This is a genomic window from Chitinophaga ginsengisoli (assembly GCF_003014595.1).
Classification (GTDB): Bacteria; Bacteroidota; Bacteroidia; order Chitinophagales; family Chitinophagaceae; genus Chitinophaga; species Chitinophaga ginsengisoli.
The window spans coordinates 81,812-107,841 of record NZ_PYGK01000011.1 but is presented as its reverse complement, the minus strand read 5'-3'; the positions used below and the strand labels follow the sequence as shown (position 1 = coordinate 107,841).

Sequence of the window (26,030 nt, the reverse complement as noted above, 5' to 3'; positions counted from 1 at the left end):
GTCCTTATCTGTGATACTATGAAACGTACATTAATAACTGAAAATAAATATCTCGTTCTGCTGTTGGTGTTGCTGTTATGGACAGCAGGCACCGTGCATGCGCAATGTACCTCCTGGGGTATCAGCGCGGCGGCCCAGGAATCTACCTGTGCTGCCAACGGGAAGATCACGCTGTCCTTTACAGGTACAGGAGCCGGTAATGTCAGCAATATGTTGTACAGTCTTGAACCGCTTAGTTCAGGCGGATATTCCGTATCTCCGGGTACTTCTTCCGTGTTTGAGAATATACCGGCGGGCAGCTACCGGGCAGTGGCAAAAGGGATCTGTAACAGCCAGGAGGTATCTGCCACGGTCAATGTGACGGTGCCTGGTACTTATGTGCCTTTTAAAGCAGCAGTAGCCCAGAACAAGATCACCCTGTACCATTGTAATACCGGGCAGGCATATGTGACGCTCAACAATGGTAAAACGCCTTATACGGTGACTATTACCAATGCACCGGCTGCTTACATAGGCAGGAGAACTTTTGTAGCAACGACCAGTTTCATGATCGATAGTTTGTGGGGAGGCGATTATACATTGTCAGTGACGGATGCCTGTAGCGCCGCTGCTTCTACACAAACGCTTAGTATTACTGAATTGAGGCAGTTGTCAGCCAATGATGTGGGACTTCAGCAGCCGTGGAAGGTCACGAACACCTGTAACAAAATTATCTTCAGATCGCCCTCTATTCTGTCTACCAGCCCATACCGGCCGTATTTTGATGGCGCCACGCCGCTGACTTTCAGCGTATCTTATCGTGGCGCAGCAAAATCTCCTTACAGAACATTAGGGGCCACTGATACGATCACGCTGCCTGCAGGTAAGACATTTGCCAGCACTTACCGGGATACAGTCACCTACTATTTCAGAACACCATGTGGTGATGAAACGGTTGTTCCCTTTGTGATACCTATGCCGGGCATGAGCAATTATGCTGAATACAATTGTAACCGGGATTTTAATGCAGGATATTTTGTCGATACTGCCGGGATCGTCTGCTATCCTGTTTACGTGACCCTGAAGAACACATCTACCAATGCGATGCGGTATGATACACTGAAAGTACCGGAGCTGCGGCGAACGATAAAGAACGTTCCATTCGGCAACTACTCTTTTAACGCCACCACTGTAGATGGTGCGAAGTTGCGTGATAATTACATACTGAACGTCACAGCACCGCCAGCCAATCCCTACATAGTTAATTTACAATCCAACGAAGGCATAACCGGCAATGATGGTGCCGTCGCTTTCGCCTTTAGCAGGCCCGGAGGCTTATTGCCAGTAGGTTTGAACATAAAGTTGATAAGCAGTCCGTTTAATTATACCTATGCTGTTAATGTTACTGTCGACGGGGCTTCCAGTTCGCTGGCTTCCATCAGTGATGATAATCCAAGGCGTTATTTTTATCCGGGCAGTTACCTCTTCAGGCTCACTGATACCTGTGGTACTTATGATATTCCGGTAACTGTAACGGAGAATGACGTTTACCGGTACACCTGGGATGTTGTTACACAACAGACCTGTACGGGACTGGCAGTTATACCAAACGGTAAGGCTATGTATAAAGGTGTTGAGCAGCAGGCTTATTTCCAGCTCCTCAGAGGCCCATTAGGTGCAGTCGGGTTCGACAGGAGTATTGTTACATCCGGGGATACGCTTTTATTGCCATCTGAAGGCACATACCGTATTGGTATGTCGGCCTATCCTACAGTGGTGCAGGAGTTCAGTGTTTATGGAAATGGTGCAACGCTGAAAGACATCAACTTTAAATATCAGCCACTACTGATTGATGTCAATAATTCCCTGGGATGGATCTGTCCTGGTCAACCGGACAATTCAGGTACTATCCAGGCCAATGCTATTGGCGGCAGTAAAATAAAATCAGGCGTGTATACCTATAAACTGGCTGCACAGGGGAATGGGGCTACCGGTCCGTACTGGGCTGTCAACACAACCGGAAGGTTCAGTACGGCTGCTTCCGGAGGCGCTTACACCCTCATGAAAGATCAGAACTATGATGTACGCGTGGAAGACGAATGTGGAAGTGCCGCCGTACAGACCCTGAAAATAATCGACTTCGAAACAGCGGAACTGGCAAAGAGCGACAAGCCGGAATATTGTATCGGGGAAAGCATCAGCTTTAGTATCATTAACCTGCCAACTACCGCAATTACCTATGCCTGGACAGGCCCCGACGGATTTACAAGCACTTTACAGAATCCTGTATTGTCTCCTGTTACCGTCAACAGTGCAGGGAATTATCATGCTACTATCTATTCAGATATCTGTATGCAACCTATTCAAGCTGACGTACAGGTGAAGCTCGCGCCTTATAACCTGAGTTGTTACAGCGCCGTAACCGACACCAGCGTGAATCCTTATGCCTATAGTCTGATGGGTAACTGGCGTCCGCAGAAAACGTATTCATATTATGGCGCAAGAACAGAAAGCAGTACTGCACAGACAGCGAACCTCCGTGCAGATGGTACTATTAAGGACTTTAAGTCCTTCTGGCAGCCAAACGCTACGGGTATTCAGCCATTATATGATTCGAGTCGCTGGGTATGGACCAGCGAAAGCACATTATTTAATAAAAGAGGTTTGGAGCTGGAGAATAAAGATCCCCTGGATCGTTTCAATGCCGGTATTTATGGCTTTGATGATGCACTCGCAGTAGCGGTGGTACAGAACAGTCGTTACAGAGAAGCTGCTTATGAAGGTTTTGAAGACTATTTCTTTGGTGGCACTTACTGTGATACATCCTGCAGTGGTGGGCGCAGCTTTGATTTTTCAGGTTACAGGAATAATCTCGACTCTTTACAATCGCACACCGGTAAATACAGTCTGCGTATAGCCGCTGGTCAAAGCGCCGGTATCGCTGCAGACATTCTGCCTGATAATGGTACGACGTTTAACCTCGCTTTTAATAAGGAAACGAACAGTTGTGTCACAACGGGACAGGTGCTGGGGAGCATACGTACAGGGAAGGATGCTATTCTGCCTATATATTCTCCATTGCCAGGAAAACAACTCCTGGTCAGCGCCTGGGTAAAGGAAGAGCAGGATTGCAAAGGCATCACTTATACAGGCAACAAGATGAGCATCGTCGTGAAAAGAGGCGCAACGAGTACAACAGTGACTGCTTTTCCAAAAGGAGGGATCATCGATGGCTGGCAGCGGTATGAGCAGGTAGTGGATGTACCTGCAGATGCGACTGCGCTGACAGTAACACTGCTTGCTACAGGCACTTCTACCGTATACCTGGATGATCTGCGCATTCATCCTTACAATGCCAATATGCGGTCATTTGTATATAGTCCTTCAGACCTCCGTATAATGGCAGAACTGGATGAAAATAACTATGCTACTTTCTATGAGTATGATGATGATGGTACGCTCATCAGGCTGAAGAAAGAAACGGAAAGCGGCATTAAGATGCTCAAGGAATCCAGAAATGCCCTGATAAAGTAATAGATAACATAATACCGCTCTAAATAAGATATTATGCATTTTTTGCCAAGAAAGATCGTTCAATGGTGTCTGACAATGCTGCTCCTGCTGATGGCAGGATACAGCCAGGCACAGACCGGCAATATAACCCTGTTGAAGAATACACTGGATGGCAGTAAACAACAACTGGTGAAAGATTCAGTTGTTACTGTACAGGACAGCGCATATTTTAATCCGACCCTGATCACTAAGCTGGATACACCTTATTACGTGAGGAACATTGTTACCTTCCGTATCAATGAATATGCCGGTGTATACCTCCCCGCGCAGTTCACAGCCACTGTGAAGGCCAGGATCATTTATACAAAGCCGAATTTTACGATAGATTCCGTAGAGAAGGACCTGAGTATTAACTATGATGTGAATGCCAGTTATACGAACCGTAGCAGCTTTGTGTTCAATAATGCGCACAAGGTAACAGTGAAGATTGTAAGCGTGAATACCGGTACTGCACCAGCAAGGGTGATGTCGGCATTGGTGCTGGATAATGAGATGCAGGTACGTCCCGTTTATAAATTGTCCTGTACGGATGATGCAGTGAAGAGCATTAGTGCCAACAGCATCGCCAATATTGATTCTACAGATGAACTGACCGTTGTATGGCCGGTAGTGACCGGAGCGAATGTGTATGACCTGGAATGGGCATATGTCGATTCATCGGCATACCTGGCCAACAGGTATGGTAACCCGGTTAACGCTACCGTGTTGTTCAGGAACAATACATCGCGTGTTACCATTTCCAGTAACACTTACCGCATTCCATTGCTGTATGACAATGGAGGTATCCTTTTCTACAGGGTAAGAGCGGTGCAGGAGAAAAGCAGGGAGGCGAGAATAGAGACCGCGTGGAGTTCCGATTATTCAGGCGGCCTGGGTAGCTTCTCTTTTGGCGGTCATCAGCGGTTGATGAACTGGCAGTCGTCTGTCGCTTATGCGGAAGAAGGAAAGCGTAAGGCGATGGTTACTTACTTTGATGGTTCTTTAAGAGAACGGCAGACTGTTACGAAAGACAACGTGACGAACAATACCATTGTAGGCGAGACTTTCTATGACTATCAGGGAAGACCCACCGTACAGGTAATGCCAACGCCATCTCTGAACACTGTAATGCGATATACGCCTAAATTCAATGCTAATACCGGTGGTACTGAATATGATAAGAGTTATTACGACAAACTAACGGCGCCTTCGGCCTATCTGACCAGTAGTGCATCCCCGATGTCTAATGCCAGCGGGGCGTCCCAGTATTATTCAACCAGTAATCCTGACAGGAATACAGGCGTAAATCAGTTCATTCCTAATGCCGGGCAATATCCGTTCACAGAAACGGAGTATACGCAGGATAATACCGGCAGGATCAGTCGCCAGGGCGGTGTAGGACCAGTGTTCAAATTAGGTAGCAAACACGAGGCCCGGTACTTCTATGGTACGCCGGGTGATAATGACCTGGACGTATTGTTTGGTACTGATGCGGGCGACAGGCAACATTATTTCAAGAACATGGTGCAGGATGCCAATGGACAGATCGGGATTACCTACCTTGATATGTATGGACGTACCATAGCCACAGCGCTGGCGGGCGTGCCGGACAGTGCGGCGATGGACAATCTGAGTTCTTATGCACAGTTCCCGGTAACAGACACCTTATCGCGCGCCGGCAGCAATGTGATCACTGACATGGTAATGGAGAGTACGCAGAGTCAGCTGGTGCCTGTTGATGGCGATTACCAGTTTAAGTATACATTGACGCCGCCGGTGCTGCAGAAAAAGGATTGTAATAATAACACCGTTTGTTATAACGCCTTGTATGATCTGCGGATCACCATCACAGATGATGCTTATAATCAGCGGTTGGGTGGTAAAGCGTTTGATACGATTATCCGCAACTACACAGGGGCGATCGTTGCCAACTGTACCGCACCAACACCTTTCAATGTAACGTTCACCAAACGTCTTTCCCGGGGTACTTACCAGATCACCAAACAACTGAGCATCAGACGGGATGCGATGGATTATTACAGGGATAGTGTATTTATGAAGAAGAACCTTTGTACTACACTGGATCAGTTTATACAACAACAGCGCGACTTTCTATTGAATACAAAGTGTACGCCTGATTGCGCTGCCTGCCAGGATAGTCTGGGTACATGGGACAATTTCAGGGCGAGGTATATGAAAGCTGCTGCTATTGCAGTAGCTGATTCTGCGGCGTATCGTGGAGAGGCTTTAGCCGCCTACCAGGAAGCGGTAGCTGCTTGCGATGCTTTGTGTAACAAGACCACCGACATCACAGATATCAGGAATGCGATGTTGCTGGATCTGTCAGCACCATCAGGACAATACGCCAATCCGGATGATACCCTGGATATCTATTCCATCTTCTACCAGAAGGATGAAAATACCCTTCCTATCTATAAACGGGATACGGTGACTTACCTGGATGAAGCAGGTAAGCCTGACCTGGTGTATGACGAGTTAAGCAATAGTTATGTAATACCGCAGCGACTGCGTCCGGATCAATTTGCTGCCAAATTCAAACCTACCTGGGCAGCAGCGTTGCTAAAGTTCCATCCTGAATATTGTAAGTGGCTGGAATTCCAGAAGCATGCAGCCAGCTACAGCTGGGACAGGGCTTTTGCAGCTGTCGATACCTATGCGGATGCAAAGGCTGCAGGCTATATGAACCCTACCGCGGTAGATCCGTTTGCAGCAGAAAGCAGCGCTAATAAAACTGCGCTGGATGCTAAACTGAATAATTTCAATGGGGGAAGTGGCGCTAATATCCTTTCACTATGGAGTATAGCGACCATTACGGTAAAGTGTCCGGATAACAGCAGTACCTGTATCAATACTTATAATACGCCGGCAAAGGCCTTTGATGAAGCTACTTTATGTACGGCAGATCTGGATATGGCATGGCGAAACTTCCGCCAGTTGTACCAGACGGTGAAGCAGGGTATATTGAGCGATAAGATAAAGAATGCGGCTTGTCCGGCGGGAGTGGTGAACCCTACTGCTGCGCAGTTGATAACAGCCGGTAAGCAGCTCAACTTCAACAATGCAGCAGATGCATTGGGACAGAATGGACTGGGTTATCTGAACAATAATCCAACAGGAGCGGCGGCTACAGATTCTGCTAATAAGGCGCTGCAAAAGGCTTATGATGACAATTGTAACGCCTATGCGAAAGCCTGGGTACAGCAGCTCGCGCCTTGTAAGTATAGTCAGGCAGCTTTGAATATCATTATACCGCGACTGGTGCAGGTGTGTAAGGAAGGTTCCGATGTATCCCATCCGATGGGATCCAGTTCGGTAAAACCGGGTAGTACGAATACGTACAAGAGCTTCCAGGAGGTGCTGGATGCGTACAATAAGCAGAATAACATTAACAATTCATGGGATTGTTATCCGGATATGATAACCGCTCCGGCTCCTTATGATAAACAGCTGGCTTATACGAATAAGCCTATCTACACCAAACCTGATAGTTGTGAATGCGCCAAGCTGAATGGCTTACGTGCGGAGTACCTCAAATATGGTAAACCTACAGATGGCAGTTTCGCCGGGTATTTATCACGTACAAGGCAGATCAATATGACAGATGCTGATCTGACCCAGTTGCTGAATGCATGTAATACGACAAACAACTGTACCTATTTCCAGAAGGTGATCAATATCCCTCCGGCTTTGCAGTGTAATAGCGGAGAGGTATGTGTATCCTGCAAGGTGGTGGAAGATCTGTATCAGAGCTATATATCAGCATATCCTGATTTTACACCGCTGAAGACTGAACTGGATACTTTTCAGCAGAAGAGGAACAGGGTGTTTGCTAACTATATGAATAACCGTCTTGGCTTTAATAAGCAGGCATGGGAATATCTTCAGTTCAGAGATAGTTGTCCGAACAAGACTCCGCCGCCGCCCAATCCGACTGAGTGTGCTAATCTGACCTGGGCCAAGAACGAATTTGTGAAGCAGTATATGCCATTGCTGGTAGGAGATTCTATTCAGACTACGGTGAATATATATGGATTGACAGGAACGCATGTTATTTCTACAGATGGAAGGACGGCATATCCTGGAACCAAAGCATTTGCAGCGGCTGTGTGGAAGGACAGTAGTAACAGGATGTTTATAATAAGGGATAATCTGATATTTAATTGGGGGCAGAGTCTGATGCCCAGGAATGCCCGTATCACTTATGCTCCGTTTTATATGTACGCGAAAGCCTCCAATCCAACAGCAGATTTCTTTTCTGAAATAACATCTCATTATAGCAGCGATGGCAGCATGTTTGGTTATCTTGAACGGGCGCTGGGACCTGTTACACCGGGAGTGACAACCTTTGCGACATTGCCTGCAGTTACTACGGAGAACAGACTTACGATACCTAAGTCTCCGGTAGCAGGATCAATCTCTGGCATTACCAGCTGGGACGCCACTAAGCTGATAGCGGACCTGTATGCCGAATACCTGAAAGGAAAGGATTATGGTCTGATACTCAGGTTAGATGAGGCAACGGAAGCAGGCGCTAAAAATAATGCCTGCGTTTTCACCTTCAGCAATATACCGTCAACCGGCACAGCCACGCCCTCTGCCTATGTTTATTACAGGGCCAGCGTTTGCGAGCAATGGGTACGGATGTTTAACTATTGGTATGTTCCTTCGGGTACAACGAAAGACCGAGACTTTAGTGCTCAGGAGATAGATAGTATGTTCATCGTGAATTGTGGGGCTGTTCCAGGATTTTGTACAGCGTCGGCCCAGCCTCCGGCTACCGGTGACAGCACTGCCGCCCCTTACGACGGTCCGTTGTTATGTGGTAAGTCTGCGCCTATTTTTGCCCCGGTGGATGTAAATGAGATCAACAACTGTTCTGACAATGAGTTCTTTGCTGTCAGCAAAGGCACGGAACTGTACAAGGCTTATCGTGATTCAATCAAGGGCAGCTTTGAACAGGATTATATCAATACTGGTTTACAGGCTGTTAATAAAGAGGTGTTTACCGTAAATTATAATACCAGTGAGTATCATTATACCCTGTACTATTATGATCAGGCAGGTAACCTTGTAAAAACGGTACCTCCGGCAGGTGTCGTGCTTGACAGGTCGGATAACTGGTTAAATAGCGTTCGGGCTGCACGTAAAGCGGGACAGCAGCGTATTCCTGCACATACAAAGATTACACAATACAGGTATAATACCCTGAATCAGGTTGTGGAACAGCAAACGCCGGATGGAGGGATTGAGCGTTTCTGGTATGACAGGTTGGGAAGAATGGTTGCCTCACAGAATGCAAGACAGGCCCCGAGGAATTACAAGTACTTTGTATATGATGCTTTAGGCCGTATTGTCGAAACGGGTGAATTGACAAGTGTGAATCCGCTTGCATATTATACCTACTTTGACGCCACTACATTTACGAAATGGGTATCAAGTGGAGGTAACACACGTGTTGAGGTGACGAAGACCGCTTATGACGTTGCGTATGCACCATTATCCCAGTTGGTACTTTCGGCGCGTAATTTACGCAACAGGGTTTCCTGGAGCGCTTTGTACAGCAACGTTACTAATCTGGCATCTGGTAATTATACTGCGGCATCGTTTTACAGTTATGATATTCATGGTAATGTGGATACGCTGTTACAGGATTATAAGCAGGGCGGCATGGCTGATGCAGGGAACAGGTTTAAGAGGATTGTTTATAAATATGATCTGATTAGTGGGAAGACAAATCACGTTGCATATCAACCGTCACAAGCGGATGCATTCTATCATCGTTATTCTTACGATGCAGAGAACAGGCTGATTAATGTGGAGACCAGCAGGGATAGTGTGTACTGGGAGAATGATGCCTATTACACTTATTACAAACATGGTCAGCTGGCAAGAATGGTGTTAGGACAACAGCAGGTGCAGGGGCTGGACTATGCTTATACCTTGCAGGGATGGCTGAAAGGAGTGAATACCACTGCTATCGGGGGCAGCACAGATATGGGTAAGGATGGTGTGGCAGGTAGTGCCGTAGCAAAAGATGCTATCGGATTTAGTTTATATTACTATGGTATGAGGGATTATAGTCCGGTCGGCAGTCTTGTTCCTTTTGCACCGATTGAGGGAACCGGGTTTAAGCCCCTTTTTAATGGGAATATTTCGGCAAGTAGTCAGCATATTCCTGCTTTAGGAGAATCCATATTGTCGACGTATAGTTATGATGTAGTGAACCGAATCAAGAGCACACAGTCAGTACGTGGGTTGAATACGACTACTAATAAATGGACGCCTGCAGTGATACAGGATTTCAAAGAAGGAATTACCTATGACGAAGACGGTAATATTCAGACCTATAGCCGTAATGGTAACAATACTTTTGCCGGCAAGCCGCTGGCAATGGATCAGCTTACGTATAACTATCTGCCGGGTATTAACAGGTTGAGTTTTGTAAGTGATACGGTGCGTCCGGCTAATTATGATAACGATATTGATGATCAGCCTGCAGGTAACTATAATTATGATGCTATTGGCAATCTTGTGAAGGATAGTGCTGCAGGTATCAGTAATATAACCTGGAGTGCTTATGGAAAGATCGCCAGTATCACAAAGACAGACGGAACTGTTATCCGTTATACATATGACGTTGCCGGTAACCGCATCAGTAAAAGTGTAAATGGTATACAGACATGGTATGTGCGGGATGGGTCAGGAAGTGTATTGAGTGTATATACCAAGGGTGATAATGCTGTTAATAACGGAGACCTTACGCGCACCGAAGCCCATTTGTATGGAAGCAGGCGGCTGGGTATTTATACATCTAATATCGACGTACAAAACATTCCACCGGCTCAGACAGCGCCGTTGCCTGGCTTAGGTAACGGGGTGAATGTCGGTTTTATACGCGGTCAGAAATTCTTTGAGCTTTCCAATCACCTAGGTAACGTACTGGCAACAGTATCGGACAAGAAGCGGGCAATTTCAAAAGATAGTACCACCATCAGCTATTTTGAACCTGACATAGCATCGACCCAGGAGTACTATGCGTTTGGAATGAAAGTGCCGGGAAGAGGTGGTAATGGAAATGCGTACAGATTTGGCTTTAATGGGAAGGAGAATGATAATGAAGTGAAAGGAGAGGGCAACCAGCAGGACTACGGCATGCGGGTGTATGATCCGAGGTTAGGGAAGTTTTTGAGTGTAGACCCTTTGACCAAGCAATATCCCTGGTATACGCCTTATCAATTCGCGGGTAATAAGCCGATCATTGCTATAGATCTTGATGGCGAAGAAGAAAGGATTGTAGTATCAGGGGCAGAGGAGCCTAAACCGGCAGAAGGCGCAGGTAGGTACGAATTGAACTTTATTTTACCCGCCATGAAACGTCTTGATGGATACAAAGCGAATGACAAAGATGCCCCGCTTACATGGATGGTTTACCGGCAGAATTATACGTCAAAGCAATTGCAGCAGATGAAGACATGGAGTACAGACAGAGGTATAAATTTCCAGATTCTCAATTCTTCGAGTGAAATGGTGAATTATTTCAATACACATGATATAAATAATAAGTCATCTATTTCAGACCGTAGGAAAGGCGATTTAATACAATCGATCGATATATATTCGCATGGTGTTCCGAATGCTATTGAATTTGGATATGGTAATGCAAATGTTCAAGCTGCCTATTCGTTTAATGCGCAATCTGTCGCACTAATGACATCCAACGCATTCATGACATCTGCGAATATAAATTCTTATGCCTGCAGGACAGGCGCTGCTGTGGACCTTAAGAATTTTTCCACGGCGTCGCCTCAGCCCGAAAATAGTTTAGCGCAAAAAATGGCTGATAGGACAGGCGTTAGAGTAAGTGCTTTTCAAAAGAGGAGTTTCTATGGTAATATTTTAGGTAGCAAGGCGATGTTGAAAGCTGCTGATATAATGGGAACATCAACCAATAGAGATGCTTCAGGAAATACATGGATGCTTAATCTGAATGATATTTTTTATCCGACAGCTGGTACGACGCCTATATATTCCCCTGGTATGACCACATTCCAGAAGGGACAGACGCCGACACCAGATTATACTATACCTGGTTATAATAGTAATACTTATCCGAATCATTAATCTGTTAGAAAGAAGTACAAATGAAAAACAGGAATGGGGCAATAGCGTTAGCTGTTGCCCCGTTGCTTTATTAATAAGCCGGTTTGCCGGTTAATGGAAGTACCGCAACGATTGGCTGCAGGATTAAGATTTCAACAGTATATCGATCAGCAAAAGAAGGCAGATCATCACTGCGGTCACCGCATGATTCACATACATCACCTTCTTTAACTCCTCATGCGCAATCTCCCGTGGTACCTCGCCGATATACGGCTTGACCACCACCTGCCCATGATAAGTATTCGGGCCTCCGAAGCGGCATTGCAAGATACCTGCCAGTGCCGCTTCGGGGTAACCTGAGTTCGGACTGGCATGCTGATGCCCGTATTTTAGGATATATACCATTCCTTGTTTGCTGAACGTCACTAACACCATCAGCAACGCCGTTAACCTGGCCGGGATGAAATTAGCCACATCATCCAGTCTGGCTGCAAATTTTCCGAAGTAAAAATACCGCTCGCTTTTGTACCCGATCATGGAATCGAGGGTGTTGATCATTTTATAGACCATCATAGCGGGTATACCGCCGGCGGCGTAGTAGAACAGGGGCGCTATGACACCGTCACTTAAATTCTCGGAGAGTGTTTCAAATACAGCTGTCCGGATCTGGTTTTCGTTTAAGGCAGATGTCTGTCGGCCAACGATCCAGGAGAGGCGTTTACGTCCTGCTTCAAGGCCCCGATGTTCCAGGGCGTCAAAGACTTCTTTACCTTCCTGTAGTAGGCTTCTGTTGGCAAGGCCGTAGAAGACGAAGATGCTGGCGAAGATATAATAAGCGGGTGTGCTGATGCTCAGTAACCAACGTTGTGTAAAATAGAAGCAACTGAATACCAACACGCATAGCAGCATTGTCAGCAATGCTCCTTTTAGTACTTTATATCTTCCTGTATTCAGCAGTTTTTCGCCTTTACTGATGGTATTGCCAAACAGGCGGATAGGATGTGGCAACCATCTGGGATCTCCTAATAACAGATCCAGCAGGTACCCTGCTACAAGGGGAATAGCGACCATCAAAAATTTTCCATCCATGCCCTGATTGCTTTTACTAGTAATACATTGTGTTCCTTCCGCTGTGTAGCAATGCGGAAGTGTTGTGGCGTCAGGCTTTTGAAATTGGACGCATCCCTGATCAGCAGGCCTGCTGTTTGTAACAGGAATTGTTTCAGCGCTGCCGCAGTGCCTTTGGCTGTGTGACAAAGGAAGAAGTTTGTATGTGTTTGCCGGATGGAGATATCACCTATGGCCCTCAATGCGCCAATGAGATGAAATGTATCCCATGTCAGATCTACCGCGGGCAATGCCATTTCCTGACGATGTGCTGCAATATATAGTCCCGCCTCAATAGCCAGGGCATTGACAGACCAGGGCATTTTGGAAGGAAGGATGTTATTGATAATAGCCTCACTGCTGAGTATATAACCTAAACGTAATCCGGGAATGGAATAGGTTTTTGTAAGGGACTTGATGATGATGAGGTTCGGATAATGATGAAGGGAGGGAATCATCGAGATAACATCCACCGTAAAATCAACATACGCCTCATCGATCACGAACATTGTCCGGGCGTTATGTTCCAGTAACTGTTTTATAGTAGCCGGGAGTAATATAGCGCCGGTAGGATTGTTCGGATTACCGAAGAAGACAGTGTCTGTCTGAAAGGTTGTATCGGGCTGTAGGTCATCCCAGGAAAGATAATCTACCTGCAGATCATTTGCGACGCAGGCATCTTCATATTCAGCAAAAGCTGGAATGACAATAGTCGCTGATTTCCTGCGATATGCATGCGCTACCAGGTAAAAAGCTTCTGTGGCGCCATTGGTGACCAGTACCTGTGCCGGTGTCAGTCCGTGCCAATCAGCTAAAGCTTTTTGTAAGCGTTGCGCATTTGCTTCCGGATAGTTGTTGATCTTCCGCAGACTGTCCGTCAGGTGTTGTTGTAGCCCTGTAGAAACACCTTCGTAGTATACGTTGGAGCTGAAGTCAGCAATGATGTTGTAATTAAACAGGTATCTGTCGTCTCCGTGGCCGTTGATCATCCCTTCTTCTTTAGTTGTTCGTAAATGTATGCTATGTCTACATGCTCGCGCAGGTGCTGTGCCAGTTTATCATACTGGGCTTCTTTAAAAGCCCAATAGTCAAAAGGTGCGGACGACTGCTGTGTGGTATGTGCTTTCAGCAGATCATCTATCACAACAGCATTGTCCAGGATACCGTGAATGTAGGTTCCCCAGCAATGCTGATTCAAAAAGTAACCATCGCTGTTGCCGGTGATGGTTTTATTGAGTGGACTTTCTGCTCCGGTAGCAGTGCTGATGCCCATATGGATCTCGTATCCGTTGCACGGAGTAGTATTGCCTTTATAGTAGAAGCGGCATTGCTCTGTGACCTTATTTTCTGTTAAGATTGTTTTTATGGGAAGAATGCCCAGCCCCGGCATAGATTCTACCGTGCCTTCCACATGATGCGGGTCTTCGATACTGCTGCCCATTATCTGGTAACCACCACAGATGCCAATCACAGTTTTACCGCTTTTGTGTGCCTGCACGATCGCTTTCGCCACACCGTTGTTCTTAATATCAATCAGGTCGGCAATGGTGTTTTTGCTGCCGGGGATGATGATAATATCCGCCTTTTCGATATCCGCAGGGTTGTTACTGTAGAACAGGTGTACACGCCCGTCCTGTTCCAGTACATTGAAGTCAGTGAAATTTGAGAGGCGGTTAAGTAATACCACAGCTATATTCACTTTACCTGAGGCCAGTTGGTTATGTTTGTGTTCCAATCCAACGGAATCTTCTTCTTCTACATAGATATCTTTCCGATAGGGGATAATACCGACAACCGGTACACCGCAAAGATCTTCCAGCATGGTTTTACCGGATTCAAAGAGCCGTGCATCACCCCTGAATTTATTGATGATGATCCCTTTGATCAGTTGTTTTTCTTCCGGTGGTAACAGTGCCATCGTGCCGTATACACTGGCGAAGAGGCCACCGCGGTCAATGTCACCTACCAGGTATACATCAGCCCTCGCATGGAGCGCCATACGCATGTTAGTAATGTCGCGGTGTTTCAGGTTTAATTCACTGATGCTACCAGCGCCTTCCATTACAATGGGATTATATTGCGTATATAGCCGGTCGTAGGCAGCTTTGGCCTCTTTGAAGAGCTCCTGTTTGTTATTGCCCATGAAGTAGTCATAGGCGGATTGATTACCTACTGGCTTGCCCAGCAGGACCACTTGTGAGGCTTTGTCACTCGTAGGTTTTAACAGCACCGGGTTCATATCAGTGCTGCAGGGAATACCGCAGGCTTCCGCCTGTACGGCCTGTGCGCGTCCTATCTCAAAGCCATCCGGTGTGGCGTAGCTGTTGAGCGACATGTTCTGTGCTTTGAAGGGAGCGGGATGGTAACCATCCTGTTTGAAAATGCGGCAGAAGCCTGTATTGATAAAACTTTTGCCAACATCCGATGCAGTGCCGGCAAACATGATGGACCTTAGTTGCTGCATAAGATTGCGAATGTACTATCTTTGACGGAATGAAGCCTCAGTTTTTAATTGCAGCACCATCCAGTCATTCCGGCAAGACAACACTCACTTTGGGCCTGTTAAGGCTGTTATATAACCGGGGCTTAAAAGTACAGCCGTTCAAGTGTGGTCCTGACTATATCGACACCAAACATCATGGGCTGGCGGCGCACTCCCAAAGTATAAATCTGGATACCTTCATGATGAGTGAAGGGCATCTGCGATCGCTGTACGCAAAATACAGTGAAGGGGCAGATGTGGTGATCACGGAAGGTGTTATGGGATTATTCGACGGGGCGGACAGAATGAAAGGCAGCAGCGCCGAGATCTCCATCCTCCTCGATCTCCCGGTGATACTGGTTGTGAATGCGAAAGCGATGGCTTATTCAGTGGCACCGCTGATCTATGGTTTCATGCATTTTAATCCGCAGGTGCGGATAGCCGGAGTGATCTTCAATTTTGTGAATACGGAGAGTCACTACCAGTTCCTGAAAGATGCCTGTGAGGATATCGGTGTTACCCCGCTGGGTTATGTACCTGCCAGTGATGATATTAAGATCCCTTCCCGTCACCTCGGACTGGCCATTTCCCCTGAGCATGATTATAACACTATTATAGAACGGGCGGCCGCCCACATCAGTAAAACGGTGGATGTTGAACAGTTACTGAAGATCACCCAGAGGCCTGTACCGCAGGTACCCGCTCAGACAATATTACCCCCTGCCCGTACCCTGGAAATAGCCGTTGCTATGGATGAGGCGTTTAACTTCACTTACACAGAAAACCTGGAGATGCTGAAAAGCCTGGGGGAGGTGACAACTTTCAGTCCCCTGTACGATTTCATGCTACCGCCAACAGATCTGCTCTACCTGGCTGGAGGGTATCCCGAATTGTTCCTGGAGCAATTGTCATCCAACCTGACTATGCGGACCTCCATCCTGGACTATTGTGCCAAGGGGGGAAAAGTGATCGCGGAATGCGGGGGCATGATGTACCTGGGAGAGACCCTGGCAGACAGTACCGGAAAGGAATATCCGATGGTGGGATTTTTAGGCCTTAAAACGACGATGAAAGACGCAAAGCTGTCGTTGGGCTACCGGGACGTAGAAATGGGCTTAAATCGCTTTAAAGGGCATGAATTTCACTATTCCGGTTGTACGGAGACGGAGGCGCTTCCGAAGATAGGGAAGGTGTTCAATGCCAGGGGGAAAGAGGTGACGACTCCGGTATACAGGAAGGATAACGTGGTAGCGTCTTATATACACTTCTATTGGGGGGAAAACCCGAATTGGCTGCAGGTGTTTTAACGTGTTGTTTTCCAATGGATTATCATCCCGCATTCATTTTCGTTTCCCGGGGTTATCATCCCGTTCCCCGGGGTTACGAACCCCGTGTTCACATTTCGTTTCCCGGGGTTACGAACCCCGCGTTCACATTTCGTTTCCCCGGGGTTACGAACCCCGTGTTCACATTTCGTTTCCCGGGGTTACGAACCCCGCGTTCACATTTCGTTTCCCGGGGGGTACGAACCCCGCGTTCACATTTCGTTTCCCGGGGTTGAAACCCCGCGCTACAAACAAAGGGACTCCTAACGGAGTCCTATCAGAGCGAATGATTACGTCTGTTTATTTTGTCATTCATGGGGTTGCACCCGTTCCCTTCTCCGGGGTTAACGAACCTCCGCGCTACAAATAAGGGGACTCCTCTAGGAGTCCGATCTGTTTCGCTGGAGATTCGGTGGAGGTTAAGTGGAGGCTATATCCTATAGGCTCTCTGGTCCTACATTACAGGCACTATTCTATAGCCGTGGCTATAGGAAGTGCCTATAATGCTATAGTAATGGGCCTATAGGATATAGCCTCCACTTAACCTTCACCGAACCTTCACCGAATCCCCACCGGATAGAACCAATATTTGCATTTTGAGATTCCCACCGCGGTGGGGGTGAAATGGACAGAAGGGGTGAAACAGTTATTTGGTGGGCGTAAATTGATAATCAATAAGATATGTAATGAATGAACTTGAACCAACTTGAACGGACTTGTTCCGGTAGCCAACGGGGCAAACTGTCCGGATGTATTAATTTACCTCTGGATGCGCGTCCGAAGTTTCATTTTCCATCACTAAAACCTTTCTAACCCGTTATGTATCGTTTGCTGCTTATCATGATCTTTCTTTCGTTTAATGCCCTGGCCCAGACTGCTGTCCCGTTTGATTCACCGCGCTGGAAAATCACAGGGCAGGAAGCGGTAAAGGAAACCCATCTGGGACAGCCCGCCCTGAGACTGAAATCGGGCAATGCCCTGCTGGCAGATGCCAATTTTAAGAATGGTATTATTGAATTCGATATTGCGTTGTCCAAAGCCCGTTACTTCCCGGGTATTGATTTCCGTATGCAGGACGATGCCAACTTTGAAGAGTATTATCTGCGTCCCCACCAGTCGGGTAATCCTGATGCCATGCAATATACACCCGTATACAATCGCGAGGGGGGCTTTCAGCTATATTACGGCGCCGGTTACAATAATGCAGTCGTACTGCCCTTCGACCGCTGGTTACACATCAAAATGGTGGTGAAGGAGAAGGAAGCAGAGATCTATTTTGATAATGGAACGGAGCCGGTATTATACATTAATCCCTTCGACCGGGAGCCAGCCGCCGGGATGATCTCCCTGGCCAATCCCTGGGATGCGGTGGCATGGTACAGCAACTTTGTCTATACTCCCACCGATGCTGTTACCATCAGGAGTACCCGGCAGTTCCCCAAACTACCGGCCGGTACGATCACCAGTTGGGAGGTGAGTACGGTATTCAGCGAAAAGCAGGTGGACGGACATACGAAGCTGCTTGCAACGGATACAGCATTGCTTCACTGGAAAACCCTTTGGGCAGACCACAATGGTATCACCAATGTGGCTGTGCTGTCGGGCGTGACTGAGGAAAAGAATACGGTGTTTGTCCGCAAAGTGATTGATATGCAGGCAGCGCGTATCCAGAAACTGAACTTCGGATTCTCCGACAAGGCACGTGTATATCTGAACGGCCGGTTATTGTACGAAGGACACGATGAATTTATTACCCGGGACTATCGCTTTCTTGGCACAATAGGATACTGGGATGCCCTATACCTACCCCTGCAAAAAGGAAGAAATGAACTGCTGATCGCGATATCTGAAACGTTCGGTGGCTGGGGGGTAAAAGCCCAGCTGACAGAGGAAGGGCATTAACTGAGCGGTTTTAAACGCTCCTGCATGTGGAGGATCCTGCCGATGATCTCATTAACATCTCCGGCCATCAGCATACCTCCACTGTGGGAGCGCTTTGACGTATTGCCCGTTTTCAAAGTATAGTACTTTCTACCAGTAAACCAGGTATTTATACGCTTGCCATCCTATTTTATCTGATGCACCTTTACATCAGAATCACAGCAGCATTTGAACAACAATCACGAGCATTAAACACGTTGACCCGGAAGCACCAGCAACATACCCGAGAACGATCATAACAATTTAACAGCTAAGCATTACAGACCCCAAAAATTTCCATTGTCATGTGTTCTGCAACGCACCGGCGTTGTCAGGAGCTGCTATCACCAGTTTCGTAACCTCAAAAAATTAAAACAAAATGGACAAAACAACTGCAACCGCAACCGACAATCTTAATGATGAACAGATCAAACAGTATCTCGAAAACCGTAAATTTTTACTGCTCTCGAAATTCCTGCCACAGCAAACAGCTGGTATTACCTTCTGGGAACAGCTGACGTGTGTAGGGTTTAACCCCGATGTATCCCGCCTGGAAGCCGTAGTACGGATCAAACAACCTAATGGCTACAGCGGCGGATTATGTAGTGCGGGATCGCATGAATTCGTACGCTTCTTTGTAGACTACCACGATGGCGCGGGCTTCCAGGATGCTGGTTTCACCAGCTTCAAAGTGGCGGATATCACTGATCATGCCCCATTCACCAAACATCCGCTTCATTACATGGTGTATATTTTCCTCAATGATGAAGCTCACCGCCGGTTCACTGCCTGTGATATAGCCGTTATACCTACTGTACGGGCGGTGTTATCATGGAACAGTGTTCCTTCTTTAAATCCGAATGACATTCCACATTTTGGTAACGTGGTGGATGTTAACATCCAGTTGAAGAGAAGGAGGATCATCTTCTGGGGTGACCTCATCAAAGAGCTGAATATCAAAGAGAAACTGGACGTATTACCACAGGTGGATGAAGCGTTCAAGCTGCCAGTTATTGACAAACCTCTGCCACCGGTAGAGCAGTTCTACAAAATGTACAAAGGTGCGGGTGTCGAAGATCATCGTACCTTCTATACGAGCATTATACCGCAGTTACCTCAGGTAGCGGAGATACCCAATACGGAGCCAGCCTTCGATCTCGACATCATCAGTAAAATAGGGGTCAATATTGCTGACATTACGAAGGTGATCACGAACCCTATATTTGAAAAGGATAATGCCAATATTACTTACGAACAGCTGACCTGTGTTGGGCTTAATACCCAATCTGATACACTGGGAGCGGTGATCAAGGTGAAGAAGAGCACCGGTTTCAGTGGCAACCTCTGTACTGCGGGCTCAAAAGAATATGTCGCTTTCTGGGCAGACTGGAATGACAACGGCATTTTTGATGAGTACCTGGGTACGGTGAGCGTTACTGTACATGACGTCAGTAACGTTCCTAAAGATGGTCTTTACTATAACGTGGCATTGCCGCTGGACCTCAGTAAGCGCCTGAGAAGCTGTGATGTGCCTAACGTTGTCAGGATCCGCGGGGTATTGTCATGGCAGACTTTACCTTCTACGACAGATCCGAATGCGCTGAACTTCTATGGCAACCGTGTAGATGTAAAGGTGCAGATCAGACCTGGTACACAGGACGGTGGCAAGGTGGGGATCAACCTCTTTGATGTGAATGGTGTGGCGGTCAGCAATATTGACCAGTTAGCGATATCTACCAGGGGGCTGGCTTATGCCAGTGCTGTCTTCCCCGGAGCGGCCTATCCTTTTGGTGGCCTGATCAAACTGAGTGGTATGTTCACCAACAGCGGCCCGTCTGGTACTACTTTCTATAAGGTGCAGTTCCTCGATACCAGTGGTGGCACCTGGCAGGATGTGATGGATAAACAGAAATTTCAGATCATTGACGGCAGTGTGCTGACGCTACATGATCAGGATCCATCGCTGACCGGTGGCTGGCTGACCTATCTGCCGGCGGTACCATTCAAAGCGGAGAAGCTGTCTCTGCTGGCATTCTGGGATAGCGGCAGCCGGAATGGTCTGTATAAGTTAAGGGTATTGTTTACCAAAGATCCGCTGCATGCGCCGGCTAATATCAGTTACTCATCTGAAATATATGTTTACCTGGATAATACCGGCTATACTGTCAACGGAGCACCTTCTGCTACGCTCGATCCGGCCAGTACACTGGATGTGATCATAGCTGGTGGTGATTGCAAATTCTATAAGAAAGGTGATGTGATCAATGGTCAGCTGAAAGCGACCGATCAATTCTTCAGTCAGTGGTACTTCGACCTGCAGCCGGCAGCACACATCATTCCTCCGGGTACACCACTGAGCACTATTATCAATCCTTCTTCCAGGTCGTGCGTAAGCCTGGTAGATAATGGAAACAATGGTCTGGCCTTTACCATCGATACAAAGTACCTGCAGTCCTGCGGATATACCATCCGTCTGAGTGCTACGGACAGGTCGCTGGTGGGGTATAAGATCACCTTCCTTGATGGCTCGTATATTTATAATATTACCAGTCATTATGCGGAGAAATATCTTGGATTCGCTGTGTTGCCCTAGTAAAGGATAGATGGATAGCAAAGCATGGGAATGGCAAAAGGTTGTTCCCGTGCTTTTTGCTATTGGCAAAAACCGTAAAATATCATTTTTAGATTCGCTCAATGTACAGACCTTTGCCCTGAGAACGGATCAAAGAGATGGCAGTAACAAGGATAGTATCATCATCAATTATAAAAGCCGAAAGGGGGAGTCTCCGTTTCCGGCGTATCAAGAACAGCATATTTCTATCAGGGCTTTCTGTATTCGCGCAGTTATATTTATTTCAGCCTGTATTACCATTGCTATGTAAGGAGTTTAAGATCTCGCCTGCTGAGAGCAGCTGGGCGGTGTCTGCATCGACAATGGGCATGGCGGTAGGGCTGTTTATCCTCTCCCTGAAAGCAGACGCCCTGCCACGAAAGCAACTGATGGGGTTTGCCATGCTGGCATCTGCGGTACTGACATTGTTGTCGGTGTTCATTCATAATTTTCATTTGCTGATAGCGGTGAGTTTTGTCAAAGGCGCTATCCTGTCGGGCGTTACAGCAGTGGCCCTGGCTTATCTGTCGGAAGAAGTAAGTTTCAATTCGCTGGGATTAGCCATTAGTCTTTATCTGAGTGGTAATGCTATTGGAGGTATGGCAGGAAGGATTGTAGTGATGCTGATAGCCGGCTGGCTGAACTGGAGATGGGCGGCAGCATTTGTAGGTATTTCGAGCCTGGTCCTGGGACTGTTTTTTATGAAACGTTTACCTGCTTCAAAACATTTTATACCCTTGCCGGTCAACATCGGCCAGAAATGGCAACAGATGGGCATATTCTTCCGGCAGCCGGTAATCGTCCTGATATACCTGGCAGCATTCCTGCTGATGGGAGGATTCGTGAGTATCTATAACTACACGGGGTTTCACCTGGAAGCACCTCCTTTTTCACTACCGCATTATGTAATTGCCTGTATATTTCTGATGTATACTGTGGGCGTATGGGGCACGATGGTAGCGGGAAGATCGTCGGATAAAGTTCCCCCCGCAAAACTGATCCGCTTCTTTATTCCTGCAATAGCAATAGGACTGTTGCTGATGCTGGTATCGCAACTAGTGGTCTTTATTATTGGACTGGGCATTTTCACGTTCAGCTTTTTCGGCACGCATACACTCGCCAGTAGAATAGTTTCGCAGGAAGCGAAAGAAGGTAAGAGCAGTGCTACTTCGCTTTACTGGCTGTTCTACTACGCAGGTTCCGCTATTATTGGTACAGCTACAGGTGTTGTGCTGACGGGATGGGGATGGGCTACTTTTGTCTTTTCCCTGTTGTTGCTGGTAGTGGCGGGGTTCTTACTGGTATTCAGGGCCGGCAAGAAGTAATTACTCACTCAATGCCTAGTCGACCGCTGCTTTTGTCGTTATGAGAATATGAAAACAGTTATTTCTCAGAGATCTCCAGCAACTCTTTCAGGTACTCTCCCCATACAGCAGGCAGTGAATTGGTGCCATGGCCAACGGTTTTATCTGTAATAGGTAACAGGATATATCTTCCGTTCTTTACTTTTTTGATCTCTTTTTCCATTACGCCCAGTTCCGCCGGGTTAATTTCATCATCGGCAGAATTGATAGCAAAAACGGGTGCCTTGATCTTAGAGAGGAAAGGGGATGGATCATAATAGCGGGAAGCTTCCAATGCATAAATAACATCGTTCGCATCCAGGGAGGCCAGGCTGGCTCTTCTCATTCTTACCACCAGGGAATCTGCTGTTTCGCGGGTAGGAGCGGATAGTTGTAGTTGTAGCGGACTGCTGTTCATGAAAAAGAAGGAAGACAGCGCGCCTGTCAATCCCATCACCGGCTGCGATTTATATTCGCCGTTCTGCCAGGCCGGGTCCATTTTGATAAGGTCGATCGCCATTTTACGCATCATGCGGTTGCGGCCCACAATAGGGGCGGGCTGACAGGCCAGTGGCAACATCGCGTCCATGAAATTGGGATAGGTGTATCCCCATACCCAGGTGTGCATGGCGCCCATAGAGGTACCCATTATCAGGCGGAGATGGTCAACACCCAGGTGTTTGGTGAGCAGCATATATTCCGCTGTCACCATATCGTTGTAGGTATATGCGGGAAAATGCATGTGGAGACTGTCGCTCGGGCGACTGGATTTACCGTGGCCTATGGCATCAGGTAGTATGATAAAGTATTTAGCCGCATCCAGCAGCTGGCCGGGGCCGAATAACTGACCGGCAAACTGTTTGCCCAGGAATCCTGCAGCGGAAGCGGTCGTGCCGTGCATGATCAGCACTGCGTTCATGACCTTACCATCTTTGCCTTTACGGGGAGTGCCTATTGTGTAGTAATGAAGGTTCATCAGAGGGAGCTTTTCCCCATTCTCGAAAATGTAATTTTCGACAGTATAGGTACCTTCCGCAGGTGTTGGGTAGGAGGACTGCGCCTTTACGGGGACAGACAGGACAAAGGACAGCAGTAGCAATGAATACTTTTTCAGCATGACAATAAGCGTTTGTTTGAAACCCAGGTGAAAAAGTAGGTATAATCAGGCGGTTTTAATAACCGCTGGTCATAAAAAAATCCCGGGTACATGACGTACCCGGGATCTATATCATTTCATGCTGAGAAGCGCTTACTGCTTCTTAGCTTCTTTTTTCTTCTTCTCATGATCTACGATCGCACCGATACCGGCACCAGCACCAGCACCCAGAACGGTACCGATAGCCGCACCTTTCAGACGGTCGTTTTTGTTGAGGATAGCACCGGTAACTGCACCTGTACCAGCACCTACAACAGCACCTTTAGCAGTGTGGCTCCAGCCTTTTTTCTTTTCGGTAGTAGTGGTGGCTGTAGTGGCAGCCGGTGCGCTGTTATCGTTACCGCTATTGCTGTGATTCACAGTAGCTGGTGCACTGTGCTCACGGATATTTTTAACAGTCTTCATTGAATCGATGGTGTGCTGTTTAATTTCATTAACAGCGTTAACTGAGTCTACTGCTTCCTGTTTGGCAGCTTCAATAGCCTCTTCCTGAGATGGTTTGTTATTACAAGCAAATAGCATAACGATTGTTGCTAAGCTCAAAAATAACTGTTTCATGGCCTGATTTTTTGGTTTATCAATATACAGTACTGTATACAAAACTATGCCATTTTTGTCAATTCTCACTAATTATATTGAAAATTAGTTCGATGTAAATGGTGGTTTTTTACTATTTATTTATTTTCAGGCAATTATCTCCTTAAACGGTCCTTTCTGGCCGGAGTTTCGTCTTTAACTGTATTCGCATAACCATTAAACCCAAACAACAATGAAAAATGCTATTGCATGCCTGTTAATGGCCGCCCTCATTTCATGTAGTAAGAAAGACAGTGAACTGATCCAAAAAGACACCCGACAAGCCAGTACACTGGCTATCACAAGCTACTATGTAAACGGAACTTCCGGTAATGATGCCAACACCGGTACTTCCGAGAGCACAGCCCTCAAAACTATTCAGAAAGCCCTGGACAAAACCACCGAAGGAGGCGGAGCAACTATTTATGTGGCAGGAGGAACCTATAAAGAACGGCTTGACTGGCCTCATTCCGGTGCTTCTGCCACTGAGCCTATTACGCTGACAAACTATGCAGGTGGCACTGTTATCATTGACGGTGTAGGTGCTACGAACAATGACAGGGTAGCGCTGATCCATGTGGTGAGCAAAAGCCATATCAGGATCAATAATATTCATATCGCCAATAATATCAAACCGGGGGCATTCGGTATCCATATTGAAGGTACAGGTACCGATCTTCAGGTGACTTCCTGCCGGATCTATAACATTGGCTGGACTCCGGATTCCACTGCCATGCCGACCAGCAATGATAATGCGAACCCGATAATATTGGTTGGCTCTACGCCCACCGCTTATACCGAAATATATTTCGGCAGCAATCAGGTATATGCCTGCAATACGGGTTATAGTGAAGGCATGACCGTAGGGGGGAACGTTAATAACTTCCTGATTGAGAATAACATCGTACACCATATCAGGAATATCGGAATAGATATGACCGGGCATTATAACTGGACAGGTGCGCCTGATAGTGTCAACTTCGCCAGGAATGGGAATGTAAAAGGTAATGTTGTCTATAACTGCATTTCACCGGTAGCTACCAGCGGCGGTATTTATGTAGATGGCGGTCGTTGGATCAATATTGAAGGGAATACTTCTTTTAACAACGGTGCTGGTATTACTGTTGGTTGTGAGAATCCTAACAATACCGCTGAGGGCATAAATATACGCAGCAATTTTATCTACAATAATAAAGATGCAGGATTATTAATTGGCTCAAATGCTGCTGGTAGTAAGGTGGCGTATTCAACCATCAGTAATAACACACTCTTTAAAAATTATACAAAAGGTGGCTGGGGCGGCGAGATCAGTTTGCAGAACACTGATCATGTGACATTCTCCAATAACATTATACAATCCGCCAGCGATATCGTAGTGCTCAAACTGCTGGGATATACTACTACCAATCTGGCAATGGATTATGGCAGATATTATACCAGTTCAGGCAGCGCGGCTACGTTCGACTGGGGTAATGACGGGTTTTATACCACACTGGCTGCTTTCCAGGCAGGTACCGGGCTCGATGCGCATTCCACTTATGGCAATCCTTCTTTCGTCAATAATACGGCGGCAGCGCTGAACCTGCATCTGGCCAGTGGCTCGGCTTGTATTAATGCAGGCGATCCTGCCTTCGTTCCCGCATCGGGAGAACTGGATATAGATAAACAGTCCAGGAAACAGAATAACAGAGTGGATATTGGTGCGGATGAAACGGCGTTGTAAGGGGTGCCTGTATGATTTAAAAACGATAGCAAGCGCCTTTGATGGCCTCGGGAAAGGGTCGCAGCAATGCGACCTTTTTTATTATGATCAATGTGCCTGATCAAAAGGGGGAAGCATTGACGCTTTTGGGGCGTT

The 26,030-nt window shown here is 46.9% G+C and carries 12 protein-coding genes; 7 read left to right on the top strand and 5 right to left on the bottom strand.

Annotated elements, in window-relative coordinates:
* Nucleotides 1–18 precede the first annotated feature (18 nt).
* Together CLV42_RS23220 and CLV42_RS23215 are read left to right on the top strand one after the other, a co-directional pair.
* The gene (locus tag CLV42_RS23220; RefSeq protein ID WP_106604318.1) at nt 19–3,513 is read left to right on the top strand and encodes a hypothetical protein; all 3,495 of its coding nucleotides are present in this window, start codon (nt 19–21) and stop codon (nt 3,511–3,513) included.
* A 1,119-nt stretch (nt 3,514–4,632) separates the two neighbouring features.
* A complete protein-coding gene (locus tag CLV42_RS23215; protein ID WP_394337226.1) occupies nt 4,633–11,673 on the top strand; it encodes an RHS repeat domain-containing protein in 7,041 nt (2,346 codons plus the stop codon).
* Between the two features lie 123 nt (nt 11,674–11,796).
* Here the strand turns inward: CLV42_RS23215 and cbiB are convergent, their stop codons facing one another.
* From cbiB to CLV42_RS23200, 3 genes are read right to left on the bottom strand one after another with little or no spacing between them, the layout of a single operon-like run.
* Nucleotides 11,797–12,741 carry an adenosylcobinamide-phosphate synthase CbiB gene (gene cbiB / locus CLV42_RS23210; protein ID WP_106604316.1) on the bottom strand — a complete coding sequence of 315 codons (945 nt, stop codon included), beginning with the start codon at nt 12,739–12,741 and terminating at the stop codon, nt 11,797–11,799.
* Entirely contained in the window at nt 12,723–13,748 is a 1,026-nt protein-coding gene (locus CLV42_RS23205; RefSeq protein ID WP_106604315.1) for a pyridoxal phosphate-dependent aminotransferase, read from the bottom strand. The genes cbiB and CLV42_RS23205 overlap by 19 nt, the downstream gene beginning before the upstream one ends.
* Nucleotides 13,745–15,223, bottom strand: a complete 1,479-nt coding sequence (locus CLV42_RS23200) for a cobyric acid synthase (RefSeq protein ID WP_170117617.1) — start codon at nt 15,221–15,223, stop codon at nt 13,745–13,747. The genes CLV42_RS23205 and CLV42_RS23200 overlap by 4 nt, the downstream gene beginning before the upstream one ends.
* Nucleotides 15,224–15,252: 29 nt before the next feature.
* Here CLV42_RS23200 and CLV42_RS23195 point away from each other — a divergent pair, with 29 nt between their 5' ends.
* The 4 genes from CLV42_RS23195 (at nt 15,253) to CLV42_RS23180 (ending at nt 22,422) form a co-directional block, all read left to right on the top strand.
* Nucleotides 15,253–16,548, top strand: coding sequence for a cobyrinate a,c-diamide synthase (locus tag CLV42_RS23195; protein WP_106604313.1), 1,296 nt, complete (start codon nt 15,253–15,255; stop codon nt 16,546–16,548).
* Nucleotides 16,549–17,385: 837 nt separating this feature from the next.
* Nucleotides 17,386–18,468 (top strand): hypothetical protein, encoded by a 1,083-nt coding sequence (locus tag CLV42_RS23190; protein WP_106604312.1) that lies wholly within the window; start codon nt 17,386–17,388, stop codon nt 18,466–18,468.
* A gap of 397 nt (nt 18,469–18,865) precedes the next feature.
* The gene (locus CLV42_RS23185; RefSeq protein WP_106604311.1) at nt 18,866–21,079 is read left to right on the top strand and encodes a hypothetical protein; all 2,214 of its coding nucleotides are present in this window, start codon (nt 18,866–18,868) and stop codon (nt 21,077–21,079) included.
* 137 nt (nt 21,080–21,216) lie between these two features.
* Entirely contained in the window at nt 21,217–22,422 is a 1,206-nt protein-coding gene (locus CLV42_RS23180) for an MFS transporter (RefSeq protein ID WP_106604310.1), read from the top strand.
* Nucleotides 22,423–22,480: 58 nt separating this feature from the next.
* Here CLV42_RS23180 and CLV42_RS23175 read toward each other — a convergent pair whose 3' ends face one another.
* Nucleotides 22,481–23,557, bottom strand: coding sequence for an alpha/beta fold hydrolase (locus CLV42_RS23175; RefSeq protein WP_106604309.1), 1,077 nt, complete (start codon nt 23,555–23,557; stop codon nt 22,481–22,483).
* A 132-nt stretch (nt 23,558–23,689) separates the two neighbouring features.
* A complete protein-coding gene (locus tag CLV42_RS23170; RefSeq protein WP_106604421.1) occupies nt 23,690–24,154 on the bottom strand; it encodes a glycine zipper family protein in 465 nt (154 codons plus the stop codon).
* A 211-nt stretch (nt 24,155–24,365) separates the two neighbouring features.
* Here CLV42_RS23170 and CLV42_RS23165 point away from each other — a divergent pair, with 211 nt between their 5' ends.
* Nucleotides 24,366–25,895, top strand: coding sequence for a right-handed parallel beta-helix repeat-containing protein (locus CLV42_RS23165; RefSeq protein ID WP_106604308.1), 1,530 nt, complete (start codon nt 24,366–24,368; stop codon nt 25,893–25,895).
* Nucleotides 25,896–26,030 lie beyond the last annotated feature (135 nt).

Coding starts and splice junctions, on each gene's coding strand:
- cbiB (WP_106604316.1), bottom strand. CDS start 12,741: ATGGATGGAAAATTTTTGATGGTCGCTATTCCCCTTGTAGCAGGGTAC.
- CLV42_RS23185 (WP_106604311.1), top strand. CDS start 18,866: ATGGACAAAACAACTGCAACCGCAACCGACAATCTTAATGATGAACAG.
- CLV42_RS23200 (WP_170117617.1), bottom strand. CDS start 15,223: ATGCAGCAACTAAGGTCCATCATGTTTGCCGGCACTGCATCGGATGTT.
- CLV42_RS23220 (WP_106604318.1), top strand. CDS start 19: ATGAAACGTACATTAATAACTGAAAATAAATATCTCGTTCTGCTGTTG.
- CLV42_RS23205 (WP_106604315.1), bottom strand. CDS start 13,748: ATGATCAACGGCCACGGAGACGACAGATACCTGTTTAATTACAACATC.
- CLV42_RS23215 (WP_394337226.1), top strand. CDS start 4,633: ATGCCAACGCCATCTCTGAACACTGTAATGCGATATACGCCTAAATTC.
- CLV42_RS23175 (WP_106604309.1), bottom strand. CDS start 23,557: ATGCTGAAAAAGTATTCATTGCTACTGCTGTCCTTTGTCCTGTCTGTC.
- CLV42_RS23170 (WP_106604421.1), bottom strand. CDS start 24,154: ATGAAACAGTTATTTTTGAGCTTAGCAACAATCGTTATGCTATTTGCT.
- CLV42_RS23165 (WP_106604308.1), top strand. CDS start 24,366: ATGAAAAATGCTATTGCATGCCTGTTAATGGCCGCCCTCATTTCATGT.
- CLV42_RS23180 (WP_106604310.1), top strand. CDS start 21,217: ATGGCAGTAACAAGGATAGTATCATCATCAATTATAAAAGCCGAAAGG.
- CLV42_RS23195 (WP_106604313.1), top strand. CDS start 15,253: ATGAAGCCTCAGTTTTTAATTGCAGCACCATCCAGTCATTCCGGCAAG.
- CLV42_RS23190 (WP_106604312.1), top strand. CDS start 17,386: ATGTATCGTTTGCTGCTTATCATGATCTTTCTTTCGTTTAATGCCCTG.